Below are 14,529 nucleotides of genomic sequence, written 5' to 3'. Positions count from 1 at the left end.
GCCAATCCTGGCCGACCGTCCACCTCGGGTGACGCTCCGTCAGGGCCGCGGCCGGCGCAGGGTGGCCGTGAACTTGTAGCGCGAGCCGCGGTACACCGAGCGGACCCATTCCACCGGCCGGCCCTCCTCGTCCCGTGAGTGGCGGGACAGCAGCAGCATCGGCAGGCCCACGTCCGTGCCGAGCAGCCCGGCCTCCCGCGGGGTCGCGGGGGAGGTCTCGATCGTCTCGTCCGCCTCGGCCGGCCGTACGCCGTACACCTCGGCGAGGGTGGTGTAGAGCGAGGTGTAGCGGCTCAGGTTGCGGCGCAGCGCCGGGAAGCGCCGGGCGGACAGGTGCGTCGCCTCGATCGCCATCGGCTCGCCGCCCGCCAGCCGCAGCCGTTCGATGCGCAGGACCCGGTCCCCCGGCTCCATGTCGAGCAGGGCCGCCAGGTCCTCGCCGGCGGGGACGTAGCCGATGTCGAGCACCTGTGAGGCGGGGTTGAGCCCCTGGGCCCGCATGTCCTCGGTGTACGAGGTCAGCTGGAGCGTCCGGTAGACCTTCGGCCGGGCGACGAACGTGCCCTTGCCCTGGATCCGGTCGAGCCGGCCCTCACCCACCAGCTCCTGCAACGCCTTGCGGATGGTGGTGCGGGAGGTGCGGAACTCGACGGCGAGCAGGCGCTCGGCCGGCATGGGTGAGCCCGGTGTGCGCTCGTCGGTCATCTGCAGTAACCGCTGTTTGATGCGGTAGTACTTCGGGACGCGACCGGCGCGGCCCGGCGCCCCCGTGTCCGCCTGGGCGCTGCTGACGTCCGTGCTCATGACCTGCCTTCCGGCTGCGGTGTCCGGCGCGCGGACGGCAGGCGCCGGCCGCGGTGCACGTCGGCGGGCGGCCGTGATCGGCGCCGCACGCTCGGCGATCCTGTTATAACGGTGAGTCCTCTTTTTGGTCTAGTCCAACCCTCGACCCGTCCCCGTTTGTGCGGAGTTCTACGGGTCCTTCAGGGGGGTCGGAGGCGTTATCGGCCCGTGTTTGTACGGCCCTTGACAGAGCCATAGGTCTAGGCCAAGCTCCCCTTGCTGGTCTAAACCATTTAGAGGAAGCCGGGTCCCAGCCCGCCGAGCTGTTGCGCCGTTGTGAGGGTCACCGCCGAGGGCGTGGGTGTGCAAGGCATTCCTGAGGAGGGGTGGCGCGTGAAGCGCAAGCTGATAGCCGCGATCGGGGTCGCGGGCATGTTGTTCTCCGTCGCTGCGTGCGGCGACGACGGCGGTGACAGCGGCAAGAGCGCGGGGCCGGACAGCTACAAGGGGCAGACCCTCGTCGTCTGGACGATGGACGGCTCCGCGCCCGCCGACTGGAGCAAGGACGTCCAGGCCGCCTTCGAGAAGAAGACCGGCGCCAAGGTCAAGTTCGAGACCCAGAAGTGGGACGGCATCCAGCAGAAGGTCACCACCGCCCTCTCCGAGAGCAACCCGCCGGACGTCATCGAGATCGGCAACACCCAGACCCCCGCCTACGCGGCCACCGGCGGACTCGCCGAACTGGAGGACCTGAAGAAGGAGATCGGCGCCGAGTGGACCGACTCGGTCAACCAGTCCTCCATCTTCGAGGACAAGCAGTACGCCGCCCCCTGGTACTTCGCCAACCGCGTCGTCATCTACAACAAGAAGATCTGGGCCGAGGCCGGCATCAAGGACACGCCCAAGACGCGTGACGAGTTCTTCACCGCCCTCGAGACCATCGACAAGAAGACCGACGCCGAGCCGATCTACATGCCCGGCCAGAACTGGTACTTCTTCGACGGCCTGATCATCGGCCAGGGCGCCGACCTGGTGAAGAAGGACGGCGACACGTACGTCTCCAACCTCGCCGACCCCAAGGTCACCGCGGCGATGGAGATCTACGAGAAGTACGCCTCCTTCTCCACCGCCCCCAAGGACAAGGACGAGGCCACCCCGCAGCAGGCCGAGGTCTTCGCCAAGGGCAAGACCGGCGCGTTCATCGGCATGGGCTGGGAGGCGGCGACCGCCGTCGCGGCCAACAAGGCCATCGAGAAGGACCTCGGCTACTTCACCATCCCCGGTGAGAGCGCCGACAAGCCGGAGGGCGTCTTCCTCGGCGGTTCCAACCTGGCCGTCGCCGCGGGCAGCGAGAAGCAGGAACTGGCCAAGGAGTTCCTGAAGGTCGTCCTGTCCGACGAGTTCGAGGGCGCCCTCGCCAAGGCCAACGGCGTCATCCCGAACAAGAAGTCGCTGGAGGGCAACCTGGCGGGCAACGCGGTCGCCGAGGCCGCCGCCCCGGCCGCAGCGGTGGGCGGCACCACCCCGCTGATCCCGCAGTGGGCCGCGGTGGAGAACACCCCCAACCCGATCAAGGCGTACATGACCGCCGTACTGAAGGGCAAGTCCCCGGCCGACGCGGCCAAGGACGTCGAGTCCGAGATCAACGAGCGCCTCGCGCAGGAGAACTGACGACGCGTGCCGGGGGCGCCCGACGGCGCCCCCGGCCCCAGCTGTGTTGCTCGTACGGCCACGGAAGAGACGGCAAGTCATGCCAGTGCAGACCCAAGGCAAGGACACGGCCGGGGAGCCCGCTGTCCGCAAGGCCGAGGCCCCTTCGGGCCCGCGGGGGACCACCCGCGGAACCACGGCCTCCAGCGGCCGGCGCGCCGCCGCCGCCCCCTATCTGCTCCTGCTGCCCGCACTCCTCGCCACGCTGATCCTGCTCGGCTGGCCCCTGGTGAAGAACGGCATGCTGTCGTTCCAGAACCTCAACGCGCGGCAGCTCATCCAGCACCTGACCGAATGGAACGGCGTCGAGAACTACCAGGAGGCCCTGGGCAGTTCCGAGTTCTGGTCGGTCGTCCAGCGCACCGTCTGGTTCACCGCGGCCAACGTGGTGCTCATCATGCTGCTGGGCACCCTCATCGGCCTGCTGCTCGCCCGGCTCGGCCGGCGGATGCGGCTGCTGCTCATGCTGGGCCTGGTCCTCGCCTGGGCCATGCCCGTCATCGCCGCCACCACCGTCTACCAGTGGCTGTTCGCCCAGCGCTTCGGCGTCGTCAACTGGCTGCTGGACAAGGCCGGCTGGCACTCCATGGCGGACTACAACTGGCTCGGCACCCAGTTCTCCACGTTCTCCGTGGTCACCCTGCTGATCGTCTGGCAGTCCGTCCCCTTCGTGGCGATCAACCTCTACGCCGCCACCACCACCGTCCCCAAGGAGCTGTACGAGGCCGCCTCCCTGGACGGCGCCGGCGCCTGGACGAGCTTCACCTCGGTCACCTTCCCCTTCCTGCGGCCCTTCCTGTACGCCACGACCTTCCTCGAGGTCATCTGGGTGTTCAAGGCGTTCCCGCAGATCTTCGCCATCAATGAGGGCGGCCCGGACCGGCTCACCGAGACCCTGCCGATCTACGCCTTCGTCGAGGGCGTGGGCAACCAGCACTTCGGCATGGGCGCGGCCATCTCGTTCCTGACCATCCTGGTGCTGATCGTCATCACCTCGTACTACCTGCGCGCGGTGATCAAGCAAGAGGAGGACGAGCTGTGAAGCGCTCACCCTTCGGCCGTATCTGGCCCAACGCGACCGCGGTCCTGCTCTTCGCGGTGTTCGCCTTCCCGGTGTACTGGATGTTCGCCACGGCCTTCAAACCGCAGGGCGACATCATCTCCGAGGACCCCGTGTGGTTCCCGACGGACGTCACCCTCGCCCACTTCGACAAGGCCGTGCACGCGGACCACTTCTGGACGCTGGTGCGCAACTCCGTCACCGTCACCGTCGTCGCGGTGCTGCTGTCACTGGTCATCGCCCTGCTCGCGTCGTTCGCCCTGGCCCGGATGCGCTTCAAGGGGCGCCGGGGCTTCATCGTGACCTTCATGCTGGCGCAGATGGCGCCCTGGGAGGTCATGGTCATCGCCATCTACATGCTGGTGCGCGACAGCGACATGCTCGACAGCCTGGTCCCGCTGACCGCCTTCTACATGATGATGGTGCTGCCCCTCACCCTCCTCACCCTGCGCGGCTACGTGGCCGCCGTGCCCAAGGAGCTGGAGGAGTCGGCGATGGTCGACGGCTGCACCCGCACCCAGGCCTTCGTCAAGGTGATCTTCCCGCTGCTGGCGCCCGGCCTGATGGCCACCTCGCTCTTCGGCTTCATCACCGCCTGGAACGAGTTCCCCCTGGTCCTCATCCTCAACAAGGGCATCGAGCACCAGACGCTCCCGCTGTGGCTGTCGCAGTTCCGCACCGCGTTCGGCGACGACTGGGGAGCCACGATGGCCGCCTCCTCCCTGTTCGCGCTGCCCATCCTGATCCTCTTCATCTTCCTGCAGCGCAAGGCCGTCAGCGGCCTCACCGACGGCGCCGTGAAGGGATGACGCTTCGATGACGACATTCACCACCGGCACCGACACCCTCACCCGGGACGCGCTCGCCGTACTGCAACCGGGCTTCGCCGGCACCACCGCGCCCGACTGGGTGCGCCGCCGGCTCGGCGAGGGCCTCGCCTCCGTCGCCCTCTTCGGCCGCAACGTCACCACCGCCGAACAAGTGACCGCTCTCACCGCCCAGTTGCGGGCCGAGCGGGACGACCTGCTGGTGGCCATCGACGAGGAGAGCGGCGACGTCACCCGGCTGGAGGTCCGCACCGGTTCCTCCTTCCCCGGCAACCACGCGCTCGGCGCCGTCGACGACACCGACCTCACCCGGCGCGTCGCCCGCGAACTGGGCCGCCGGCTCGCCGAGTGCGGCGTCAACTTCAACTGGGCGCCGTCGGCCGACGTCAACGCCAACCCCGACAACCCGGTGATCGGCGTGCGCTCCTTCGGCGGCGACACCTCCCTGGTGGCCCGGCACACCGCCGCCTACGTCGAGGGACTGCAGTCCACCGGCGTGGCCGCCTGCACCAAGCACTTCCCCGGCCACGGCGACACCAGCGTCGACTCCCACCACGCGATCCCGCACATCGACCTCGACGCCACCACGCTGAACGAGCGCGAACTCCAGCCGTTCCGTGCGGCGATCGCGGCCGGCACCCGTGCCGTGATGAGCGCCCACATCCGGGTGCCGGTCCTCGACCCGGACCGCCCGGCCACGCTCTCCCCCCGCATCCTCACCGACCTGCTGCGCGGCGAACTCGGCTACGACGGCCTGATCGTCACCGACGGCATGGAGATGCGCGCCATCTCCGGCACCTACGGCCTCGCCCACGGCGTCGTCCTCGCCATCGCGGCGGGCGCCGACGCGATCTGCGTGGGCGGCGGGCTGTGCGACGAGGGCACGGTGCAGAGTCTGCGGGACGCTCTGGTGGGCGCCGTCCGCTCCGGTGAACTGCCGGAGGAGCGGCTGGCCGACGCCGCCGCCCGGGTGCGCGCCCTGGCCGCGTGGACCGCCGGTGTCCGGCGCTCCCCGGCCGCGGCGGTGGAGCCCGAGCCGGAGGTCGGCCTCACCGCGGCCCGCCGCGCGGTCACCGTCACCCGCGCCGGGACGGCCGCCCCGGTCACCGGACCGGTGTACGTGGCGACGTTCAACCCGGAGGCGAACATCGCCGTGGGCGACGAGACCCCGTGGGGCGTCGGCGCCGAGCTGGAGCGGCTGCTGCCGGGCACCTCCACCGGCTGCTTCACCGGCCCCGACGCCGGTGACGAGGCGCTGAGGGCGGCGGCCGGCCGGCGCGTCGTCGCCGTGGTCCGCGACGAGCACCGGCACCCGTGGATGGGCGCGGCCCTGGACACCCTGCTCGCCGCCGACCGGGACACCGTGGTCGTGGAGATGGGCGTCCCCCAGTCCGCCCCGCGCGGCGCCCTGCACATCGCCACCCACGGCGCGGCCCGGGTCTGCGGCACGGCCGCCGCGGAGGCGGTCGTCGCGGGCTGACCCCGCACCACCCGGCCGGCCCGCGTCCGCCGCACCGCCAGGGGAGAATCCTTCCTCCCCCGACGGTGCGGCGAACGCGTGTCCCGACACCGGCCGTCCACCACGCCGGCCCCCTCCCGCGGCCCGGGCGGCGCCTCCGCCCCCGCCCGACGGGATCGAGGCCCCCTGCCGTCGGCACCGGTGAGCCCCCGTAGCCTTCCTCCGCATGCTCGGCCGGCCCCCCGTGTCAAGCGTCACGGCAAGGGCACCCTGCGATGGCGGAGCGTGTCGTTATTGGGCCGAACGGGTGACCATGAGTAAGAATTGCCTGATGCAGACAGTCAGTGCGACAGGGGACGGAGCATGCCGGTGAACAGCCACGATGTCACCGACGAACAGTGGGAGGGGCTCGCCCAGGTCGTTCCGCTGCGGGGCCGCGACGCCTGGCCGTCCGCGGTGGGCCACCGCGCCCTGCCCGAGGCCGAGACGGAATCGCGGCGCCGCTTCGTCGTCCTGCGCGTCAACGTGTTCGCGGACGCCCGCGACGTCGCCGAGACACTGATGTCCGGCATACCCGTGCTGCTCGACCTGACCAACGCGGAGACCGAGGTCGCCAAACGGGTCCTGGACTTCAGCACCGGCGTCGTCTTCGGCCTGGCCAGCGGCATGCACCGGGTCGACCGCAACGTCTTCCTCCTGACCCCGGCCGGTACGGAGGTCACCGGGCTGATGAAGGGCGTCGGGGTCCCGGGCGTGTGAGGGGCGGGGCCCGCGTCGCCCGATCGTGGGAAGGCCCACCGAGCGGAACGGTTCGCCCCGCGCCGACCCCTTACCGTCCCGCACATGACCCCTGCCTCCCCGCCCCGCCAGGACACCGCCCCGCACCCCGCGCCGCCGGCCGCGGACGGGCGCCCCGGACTGCCGCGGGTGACCGAGCTGCTGTTGTCCGCGTTCGCCGGGCACCGCGGCGCCCGGCTGCGGCTGGGGGCCCTCACCCTGCTCACCGGACCCAGCGGCAGCGGCAAGACCACCGCGCTGCGGGCGTACGAGGCACTCGCCCGGCTCGGCGGCGGGGCCGAACTGGCGGAGGCGTTCCCCGAACCCGGGGCCTGTGTGCCGGAGCGGGCCCGCGTCGACGCCCAGCGCCGCCGCGGCTTCCGCATCGGCTGCACGGCCGACGGTCCCGAGGGGCCGGTGCGGCTGGAGGTCGCCGTGCAGGCCGAACCCGAGCTGCGGATCGTGGGGGAGCGGCTGACGGCCGACGGGCTGGTCCTGCTGCGCACGGCCCTGCGCGACCCCGGCCGGCGCACCGTGCAGGCCGCCTGGCACACGGCCGGGGCCACCCCGGTCACCCGCGCCCCGCTGCCCGACGACCGGCTCGGCACCGCCCTGCTGCCGCTGCGCGTCGCCGGAAAGACCCCGGGACAGCGCAGGGTGCTCGCCGCCGCCGAACAGATGGTGGTCGCCCTGCGCTCCGTCTTCCCCTGCGACCCCCGCCCCGAGCGGATGCGCGCACCCGTCCCGGCCGGCTCCGGCCGGCTGCTCGGCGGCTGCGACAACCTCGCCGACGTGCTGGGGCGCACCCGCGCCGAGTGCGGACGCCGGCACGCCCTCCTCGTCGACGCGGTGCGCGCCGGATGCGCCGGTCCGGTGGCCGACCTGCTCGCCGAACCGTGCGGCGCCGGACTGGTCCGCGCCCTGCTCGACCGGGGCGACGGCACCCGCACCGAGCTGCGCCGCCTCGGCGACGGCGAACTGCGGTACACCGCCCTCGCCCTGGTGCTGCTCACCGGCCCCGGCGTGCTGGAACTGGACGCGCCCGGCGAGGTTCCGGCCGCGCTGCGCACCCTCACCGTGCTCGCCGACGGCCTGGACCGCGCCCTGGACCCGGCACAGCGCACCCACCTGCTGCACCTGGCGGCCCGCATGTGCGAGCGCGGGCACCTCCGCCTGACCGGCGCGGTGAGCGACGCCTCCTGGGCCGCGCGGGTGCCCGGGGTGACGGTGGTACACCTGAACCGTGACTGATCCGCACGACGCCCCGCCCCCGCCCGAGCGCCCCGGCCTCGCCGAACTCCAGCTCCGGCTGGCCGACTTCGCCGCCGCGCGGAACTGGCAGCCGTACCACACCCCGAAGAACCTCGCCGCCGCGCTCAGCGTGGAGGCCTCCGAACTCCTGGAGATCTTCCAGTGGGCGACGCCCGAGGAGTCCGCCCGGGTCATGGACGACCCGGACACCGCGCACCGCGTCACCGACGAGGTGGCCGACGTCCTCGCCTACCTCCTCCAGCTGTGCGAGGTCCTCGGCATCGATCCGCTGACCGCCCTGGCCGCCAAGATCGACCGCAACGAACGCCGGTTCCCGGCCGCGGAGCCACCCGCCGGTGAGGAGCCGCCCACCGGGTGAGGAGCCGCCCGCCGACTGGGGAGCTGATGACTCCGTTATCACGCTCCGTGTCCAACACATGAACCGTACTCGAATTGTTGTCCGCAATTTTCCGTCTTCCTCTGGCTTTTTGTCTCACGGGCCCTCACTCTGGGTAGTGGACACAGGAGTTCAACGGATGCGGACGCGTGGGCAGCGCGTCGGACGGACGGGGGCAGCGCATGGACGCCGTGCGGCTCATCGTGACGAGCAGGCGGGCCCTGGCCGCGAGCGGCGCGGTGCCGGAGATGCTGACCGAGGTGTGGCAGGCCCAGGCCCTGGCACAGGCGATCGGCAGCCGCCTCGCGGTCGTCGGCCCACCCGAACTGCGCGGCGAGGCTCTGGGGCTGACCGAGCTGGCGGGCCGCGGCTGCGGCGTCCTGGACACCCCGCCGCTCGGCCCGGGGGAGCTGCGGGCGGCCCAGCTCACCGAGCTGGGCGAGGCCCGCCAGTCCCTGATGTACCTCGGCGGCCTGCTCGGCGAGGTCGGCATCGCCCTGGTCGCCATCGCCAGCGCCGTGGACGAGGAGTCGACGTACTGGCAGTGCATGGAGGCCATCGACGCGGCCGACGAGTCCCGCGACCGCGTCCTGGAGATGCTCCGCAAACTGGCCGACCGCGACCAGGGCTTACCGGAGCGGGAGGCCGGTTGAGCACCGGCCGCCCGCTCCCGACCGGTCACCCGGCCTCAGCGGCCCTCGCGCTCGTCCCCCGCGCCGACGGCCCCGGCACCACCGTCCCGCCCCGGCCCCGCCGCCTGCAGATCCGCGTCCAGCGCCGACAGGTCCGCGTTCAGCGCCGCCATCAGCTCCTCCATCTGCTGCAACAGCCCCTTCGGCGGCACTTCCGCCGCCCCGCCCCGCTGCGGCACGCTCTCTTCGGACATGACGGCCTCCTCGGCCCGTGGCCCCCGGGGGGCCGACACGATGACACCCCGGCGCACACGCCGGCGCGGGCGCCGGGCACTCCGGCTCCGCCCGAGCCAACGATCACCGCCGGAACGGGTCACTGGCCCGCTCGCACCCCACCGCCGGTCACCGCCGGATTTCACCCGACCGTGGCCCCGGGCACGCCGCCCGGCCCGACCGGGCCCCCGCGGAGCGTGCAGGATGGAGTCATGGATCTTCGCATCTTCACCGAGCCCCAGCAGGGGGCCACCTACGACACCTTGCTCACCGTCGCCAAGGCCACCGAGGACCTCGGCTTCGACGCCTTCTTCCGCTCCGACCACTACCTCGCCATGGGCTCCGCGGACGGCCTGCCCGGCCCCACCGACGCCTGGATCACCCTCGCCGGCCTCGCCCGCGAGACCCGGCGCATCCGGCTCGGCACCCTGATGACCGCCGGCACCTTCCGCCTCCCCGGCGTCCTCGCCATCCAGGTCGCCCAGGTCGACCAGATGTCCGGCGGCCGCGTCGAACTCGGCCTGGGCGCCGGCTGGTTCGAGGAGGAGCACACGGCGTACGGCATCCCCTTCCCGAAGGAGAAGTTCGCCCGCCTCGAGGAACAGCTGGAGATCGTCACCGGACTGTGGGCCACCGAGCCCGGCAAGACCTTCGACCACCACGGCACCCACTACGACCTCACCAGGTCGCCCGCGCTCCCCAAGCCGGTCCAGCCCAAGGTGCCGGTCCTCATCGGCGGCCACGGCGCGCGTCGCACCCCGCGCCTCGCCGCGCGGTTCGCCGACGAGTTCAACATGCCCTTCGCCTCCGTCGAGGACACCGCGCGGCAGTTCGGCCGGGTCCGCGCCGCCGCCCAGGAAGCCGGCCGCGACCCCGGCGACCTCGTCTACTCCAACGCCCTCGTCGTCTGCGTCGGCAAGGACGACCAGGAGGTCGCCCGCCGCGCCGCCGCGATCGGCCGCGAGGCCGAGGAGCTCAGGGCCAACGGCCTGGCGGGCTCGCCCGCCGAGGTCGTCGACAAGATCGGCCGCTACGCGGAGACCGGCTCCAGCCGCATCTACCTCCAGGTCCTGGACCTGTCCGACCTCGACCACCTGGAACTGATCTCCTCCCAGGTCCAGTCCCAGCTGCCGTAAGACCCCCGGCGCACCTCGAGCGGGACCGTCCCCCACCGGGGCGGTCCCGTTCGCCGCACGACCGCCCGAAAATTCGCAAAACCGTGCGGCCGCTTCCCTGTACGTTGGCCTGACGCGCCGGAGTCCCGGTGCGTACCCGCAGTTCAGAAGGTGTTTCGAGGTGTAACCACCGTGTTCCTGACGATCAGTACCACCGGCTCCGCCGAGCGCCCGGCGACCGACCTCGGTTTCCTGCTGCACAAGCATCCCGAGAAGGCGCAGGCGTTCTCCATCTCCTACGGCACGGCCCACGTCCTCTACCCCGAGGCGGACGCCGAGCGCTGCACGGCGGCGCTGCTGCTGGAGGTGGACGCGGTGGCACTGGTCCGGCGCGGCAAGGGCAAGGGCCGCGGCGGCGCCCCCGACGCGGCACTCGCCCAGTACGTCAACGACCGCCCCTACGCCGCCTCCTCCCTGCTCGCCGTCGCGATCGGCGGTGTCTTCTCCAGCGCCGTGCGCGGCCAGTGCCACGCCCGCCCGGAACTCCCCGGGCAGCCGCGCCCCCTGCGCGTCGAGGTGCCCGCGCTGCCCGCCCGCGGCGGCCCCGGACTCGTCCACCGGCTCTTCGAGCCGCTCGGCTGGACCGTCACCGCCGAACCGGTGCCGCTCGACACCGAGTTCCCCCAGTGGGGCGACTCCCGGTACGTACGCCTGGTCCTGGCCGCGGACACGCTCACCGTCGCCCAGGCCCTGCGCCACCTCTACGTCCTGCTCCCCGTCCTCGACGACGCCAAGCACTACTGGGTCGCCCCCGACGAGGTCGACAAGCTGCTGCGCGCCGGTGAGGGGTGGCTGCCCGGACACCCGGAGCAGGACCTGATCACCCACCGCTACCTCTCCCGACGCTGGTCGCTGACCCGGCAGGCGAGGGAGGCGCTGGAGCTGGTCCGGCTGGCCGAGGCGGACGACAGCGACGTCGCGGACATCGACAACGCCGTCGAGGCGGAGACGGAGACCGAGGAGAAGCCCGCCCCGCTCGCCGTACAGCGACGGGACGCGATCACCGCCGCGCTCCGCGCCCACGGCGCCGCCCGGGTGCTCGACCTCGGCTGCGGCCAGGGACAACTGGTGCAGCACCTGCTCAAGGACCCCGCCTTCACCGAGATCGTCGGCGTCGACGTGTCGATGCGGGCGCTCACCATCGCCTCCCGGCGGCTGAAGCTGGACCGCATGGGGGAGCGGCAGGCGGCGCGCGTGCGGCTCCTCCAGGGCTCGCTGGCGTACTCCGACATGCGGCTCAAGGGGTACGACGCCGCCGTGCTCAGCGAGGTGATCGAACACCTCGACCTGCCCCGGCTGCCCGCCCTGGAGCACGCGGTGTTCGCCGCGGCCCGCCCCCGCACGGTCCTCGTGACCACCCCCAACGTCGAGTACAACGTGCGCTGGGAGAGCCTGCCGGCCGGCCACGTCCGGCACGGCGACCACCGCTTCGAGTGGACCCGCGAGGAGTTCCGCGCCTGGGCCCGCCGGGTCGGCGAACGGCACGGCTACACCGTGGAGTTCCAGCCGGTGGGCCCGGACGACCCCGAGGTCGGACCGCCCACCCAGATGGCCGTGTTCACCACCACCACCGTGAAGGAGGCGAAAGCCGCATGACCACCGCCACCGCGCCCGCGCAGCAGCCGCGGGGCCGCACCCTGCCCGTCACCGACCTGTCCCTCGTGGTCCTCGTCGGCGCCTCCGGCTCGGGCAAGTCCACCTTCGCCCGCCGCCACTTCACGCCCACCGAGGTCCTCTCCTCGGACTTCTGCCGCGGCCTGGTCGCCGACGACGAGAACGACCAGAGCGCGAGCCGCGACGCCTTCGACGTGCTGCACTACATCGCCGGCAAGCGCCTCGCCGCCGGCCGCCGCACCGTCGTCGACGCCACCAGCGTCCAGCAGGACGCCCGCCGCCAGCTGATCGACCTGGCCAGGCAGCACGACGTCCTGCCCATAGCCATCGTGCTCGACGTGCCCGAGGAGGTGTGCGCCGAGCGCAACGCCGCCCGCACCGACCGCGCCGACATGCCCCGCCGGGTCATCCGGCGCCACACCCGCGAACTCCGCCGCTCCCTGCGCCACCTGGAGCGCGAGGGCTTCCGCAAGGTGCACGTGCTGCGCGGCGTCGAGGAGATCGAGCACGCCACCGTCGTCACCGAGAAGCGGTTCAACGACCTCCGACACCTCACCGGCCCCTTCGACATCATCGGCGACGTCCACGGCTGCTCCGCCGAACTGGAGTCGCTGCTCGGCAAGCTGGGCTACGAAGACGGCGTGCACCCCGAGGGCCGCACCGCCGTCTTCGTCGGCGACCTGGTCGACCGCGGCCCGGACAGCCCCGGCGTGCTGCGCCGCGTCATGGCCATGGTCAAGTCGGGCAACGCGCTGTGCGTGTCCGGCAACCACGAGAACAAGTTCGGCCGGTACCTCAGGGGCCGCACGGTCCAGCACACCCACGGACTCGCCGAGACCGTCGCGCAGATGGACGGCGAGAGCGAGGAGTTCCGCGCCGAGGTACGGGAGTTCGTCGACGGTCTGATCAGCCACTACGTCCTCGACGGCGGAAAGCTCGTGGTCTGCCACGCCGGACTGCCGGAGAAGTACCACGGCCGCACCTCCGGCCGGGTCCGCAGTCATGCCCTCTACGGCGACACCACCGGCGAGACCGACGAGTTCGGCCTGCCCGTGCGCTACCCGTGGGCCGAGGACTACCGCGGCCGGGCGGCCGTCGTCTACGGCCACACGCCCGTCCCGGAGGCGACCTGGCTCAACAACACCGTCTGCCTGGACACCGGTGCCGTCTTCGGCGGCAAGCTCACCGCGCTGCGCTGGCCGGAGCGCGAACTGACCGACGTACCGGCCGAGCGGGTCTGGTACGAGCCGACCCGGCCGCTGCGCACCGACGCCCCCGGCGGTCACGAGGGGCGCCCGCTGGACCTCGCCGACGTGCACGGCCGCCGGGTGGTCGAGACACGGCACGCCGGACGGGTGGCCGTCCGTGAGGAGAACGCGGCGGCGGCCCTGGAGGTGATGAGCCGTTTCGCGATCGACCCGCGGCTGCTGCCGTACCTCCCGCCGACCATGGCGCCCACCGCCACCTCGCACCTCGACGGCTACCTGGAGCACCCGGTCGAGGCCTTCGCCCAGTACGCGCAGGACGGCGTCGACCGGGTCGTGTGCGAGGAGAAGCACATGGGCTCCCGCGCGGTCGCCCTGGTCTGCCGTGACGCCGAAGTGGCCGCCCGGCGCTTCGGGGCCGACGGCCCGACCGGCTCCCTCTACACCCGCACCGGCCGCCCGTTCTTCGACGACGCCGCCGTCACCGAGGAGATCCTCGGCCGGCTCCGCGCGGCCGCCACCGGGGCCGGCCTCTGGGACGAACTGGCCACGGACTGGCTGCTGCTGGACGCCGAGCTGATGCCGTGGTCGCTGAAGGCCGGCGGACTGCTGCGCTCCCAGTACGCCGCCGTCGGTGCCGCCGCCGGCGCGGTCCTCCCGGGCGCCCTGGCCGCCCTGGAGGGCGCGGCGGCCCGCGGCGTCGAGGTGGGCGACCTGCTGGAGCGCCAGCGCGAACGGGCCGGTGCCGCCTCGGCGTTCACCGCGGCCTACCGCCGCTACTGCTGGACCACCGACGGCCTGGACGGCGTGGGCCTGGCCCCGTTCCAGCTCCTCGCCGTGCAGGGCCGCAGCCTCGCCGCCCTGCCGCACGACGAGCAGCTCTCCCTGCTCGACCGGCTCGTCGAGCACGACACCACCGGACTGCTGCGCACCACCCGCCGTCTCTACGTCGACACCGCCGACCCCGAGTCGGTGCGCGCCGGCGTCGACTGGTGGCTGGAGATGACCGGCCGCGGCGGCGAGGGCATGGTCGTCAAACCGCTCGGCGCCCTGGTGCGCTCCGCGCAGGGCCACCTGGTGCAGCCCGGCATCAAGTGCCGCGGCCGCGAGTACCTGCGGATCATCTACGGCCCCGAGTACACCCGCCCGGAGAACCTGGCCCGGCTGCGCAACCGCTTCCTCAACCACAAGCGCTCCCTCGCCGTCCGCGAGTACGCGCTCGGCCTGGAGGCACTGGACCGGCTGGCCGAGGGCGAGCCGCTGTGGCGGGTCCACGAGGCGGTGTTCGGCGTACTGGCGCTGGAGTCGGAGCCGGTGGACCCACGGCTGTGACGGGCCGGCACCGAACGATTCCGGCCGAGTTCGA

At 72.5% G+C, this 14,529-nt stretch carries 13 protein-coding genes; 11 read left to right on the top strand and 2 right to left on the bottom strand.

What is annotated here, in order from left to right; translation table 11 throughout:
• Window positions 1-39: 39 nt before the first annotated feature.
• Window positions 40-804, bottom strand: coding sequence for a GntR family transcriptional regulator (locus FHX78_RS07360; RefSeq protein WP_145866655.1), 765 nt, complete (start codon window positions 802-804; stop codon window positions 40-42).
• 372 nt (window positions 805-1,176) lie between these two features.
• Here FHX78_RS07360 and FHX78_RS07355 point away from each other — a divergent pair, with 372 nt between their 5' ends.
• The 8 genes from FHX78_RS07355 to FHX78_RS07320 all read left to right on the top strand — a co-directional run bounded on the left by FHX78_RS07355 (window position 1,177) and on the right by FHX78_RS07320 (window position 8,917).
• Window positions 1,177-2,454, top strand: a complete 1,278-nt coding sequence (locus FHX78_RS07355) for an extracellular solute-binding protein (RefSeq protein WP_145866654.1) — start codon at window positions 1,177-1,179, stop codon at window positions 2,452-2,454.
• A 79-nt stretch (window positions 2,455-2,533) separates the two neighbouring features.
• Complete coding sequence (locus tag FHX78_RS07350) at window positions 2,534-3,535, top strand: carbohydrate ABC transporter permease (protein ID WP_167531710.1); 1,002 nt, start codon at window positions 2,534-2,536, stop codon at window positions 3,533-3,535.
• Entirely contained in the window at window positions 3,532-4,362 is an 831-nt protein-coding gene (locus FHX78_RS07345; RefSeq protein ID WP_145866653.1) for a carbohydrate ABC transporter permease, read from the top strand. The genes FHX78_RS07350 and FHX78_RS07345 overlap by 4 nt, the downstream gene beginning before the upstream one ends.
• A gap of 7 nt (window positions 4,363-4,369) precedes the next feature.
• Window positions 4,370-5,860 carry a glycoside hydrolase family 3 protein gene (locus FHX78_RS07340; RefSeq protein WP_145866652.1) on the top strand — a complete coding sequence of 497 codons (1,491 nt, stop codon included), beginning with the start codon at window positions 4,370-4,372 and terminating at the stop codon, window positions 5,858-5,860.
• A gap of 342 nt (window positions 5,861-6,202) precedes the next feature.
• On the top strand, window positions 6,203-6,598 hold the full coding sequence (locus FHX78_RS07335; protein ID WP_145866651.1) for a cell division protein SepF: 396 nt from the start codon (window positions 6,203-6,205) through the stop codon (window positions 6,596-6,598).
• An 84-nt stretch (window positions 6,599-6,682) separates the two neighbouring features.
• Window positions 6,683-7,867: an ATP-binding protein gene (locus tag FHX78_RS07330; RefSeq protein WP_229923963.1), complete on the top strand. Its 1,185-nt coding sequence runs from the start codon at window positions 6,683-6,685 to the stop codon at window positions 7,865-7,867.
• Window positions 7,860-8,246, top strand: coding sequence for a nucleotide pyrophosphohydrolase (locus FHX78_RS07325; protein WP_145866650.1), 387 nt, complete (start codon window positions 7,860-7,862; stop codon window positions 8,244-8,246). The genes FHX78_RS07330 and FHX78_RS07325 overlap by 8 nt, the downstream gene beginning before the upstream one ends.
• 200 nt (window positions 8,247-8,446) lie before the next feature.
• Window positions 8,447-8,917 carry a DUF6099 family protein gene (locus FHX78_RS07320; protein WP_145871747.1) on the top strand — a complete coding sequence of 157 codons (471 nt, stop codon included), beginning with the start codon at window positions 8,447-8,449 and terminating at the stop codon, window positions 8,915-8,917.
• A gap of 35 nt (window positions 8,918-8,952) precedes the next feature.
• On the opposite strand, the gene FHX78_RS07315 is transcribed toward FHX78_RS07320, so the two are convergent.
• Window positions 8,953-9,150, bottom strand: a complete 198-nt coding sequence (locus FHX78_RS07315; RefSeq protein ID WP_145866649.1) for a hypothetical protein — start codon at window positions 9,148-9,150, stop codon at window positions 8,953-8,955.
• 231 nt (window positions 9,151-9,381) lie between these two features.
• Between FHX78_RS07315 and FHX78_RS07310 the strand changes: the two genes are divergently transcribed.
• From FHX78_RS07310 to FHX78_RS07300, 3 genes are all read left to right on the top strand, one after another.
• Window positions 9,382-10,305, top strand: a complete 924-nt coding sequence (locus FHX78_RS07310) for an LLM class F420-dependent oxidoreductase (RefSeq protein WP_145866648.1) — start codon at window positions 9,382-9,384, stop codon at window positions 10,303-10,305.
• A 171-nt stretch (window positions 10,306-10,476) separates the two neighbouring features.
• Complete coding sequence (locus tag FHX78_RS07305) at window positions 10,477-11,940, top strand: 3' terminal RNA ribose 2'-O-methyltransferase Hen1 (protein WP_145866647.1); 1,464 nt, start codon at window positions 10,477-10,479, stop codon at window positions 11,938-11,940.
• A complete protein-coding gene (locus FHX78_RS07300) occupies window positions 11,937-14,495 on the top strand; it encodes a polynucleotide kinase-phosphatase (RefSeq protein WP_145866646.1) in 2,559 nt (852 codons plus the stop codon). Before FHX78_RS07305 ends, FHX78_RS07300 begins: the two co-directional genes overlap by 4 nt.
• Window positions 14,496-14,529: the final 34 nt, after the last annotated feature.

The organism is Streptomyces capillispiralis (assembly GCF_007829875.1).
In the GTDB taxonomy this organism is placed as follows: Bacteria; Actinomycetota; Actinomycetes; order Streptomycetales; family Streptomycetaceae; genus Streptomyces; species Streptomyces capillispiralis.
This window is presented reverse-complemented; position numbering and strand designations above follow the sequence as displayed.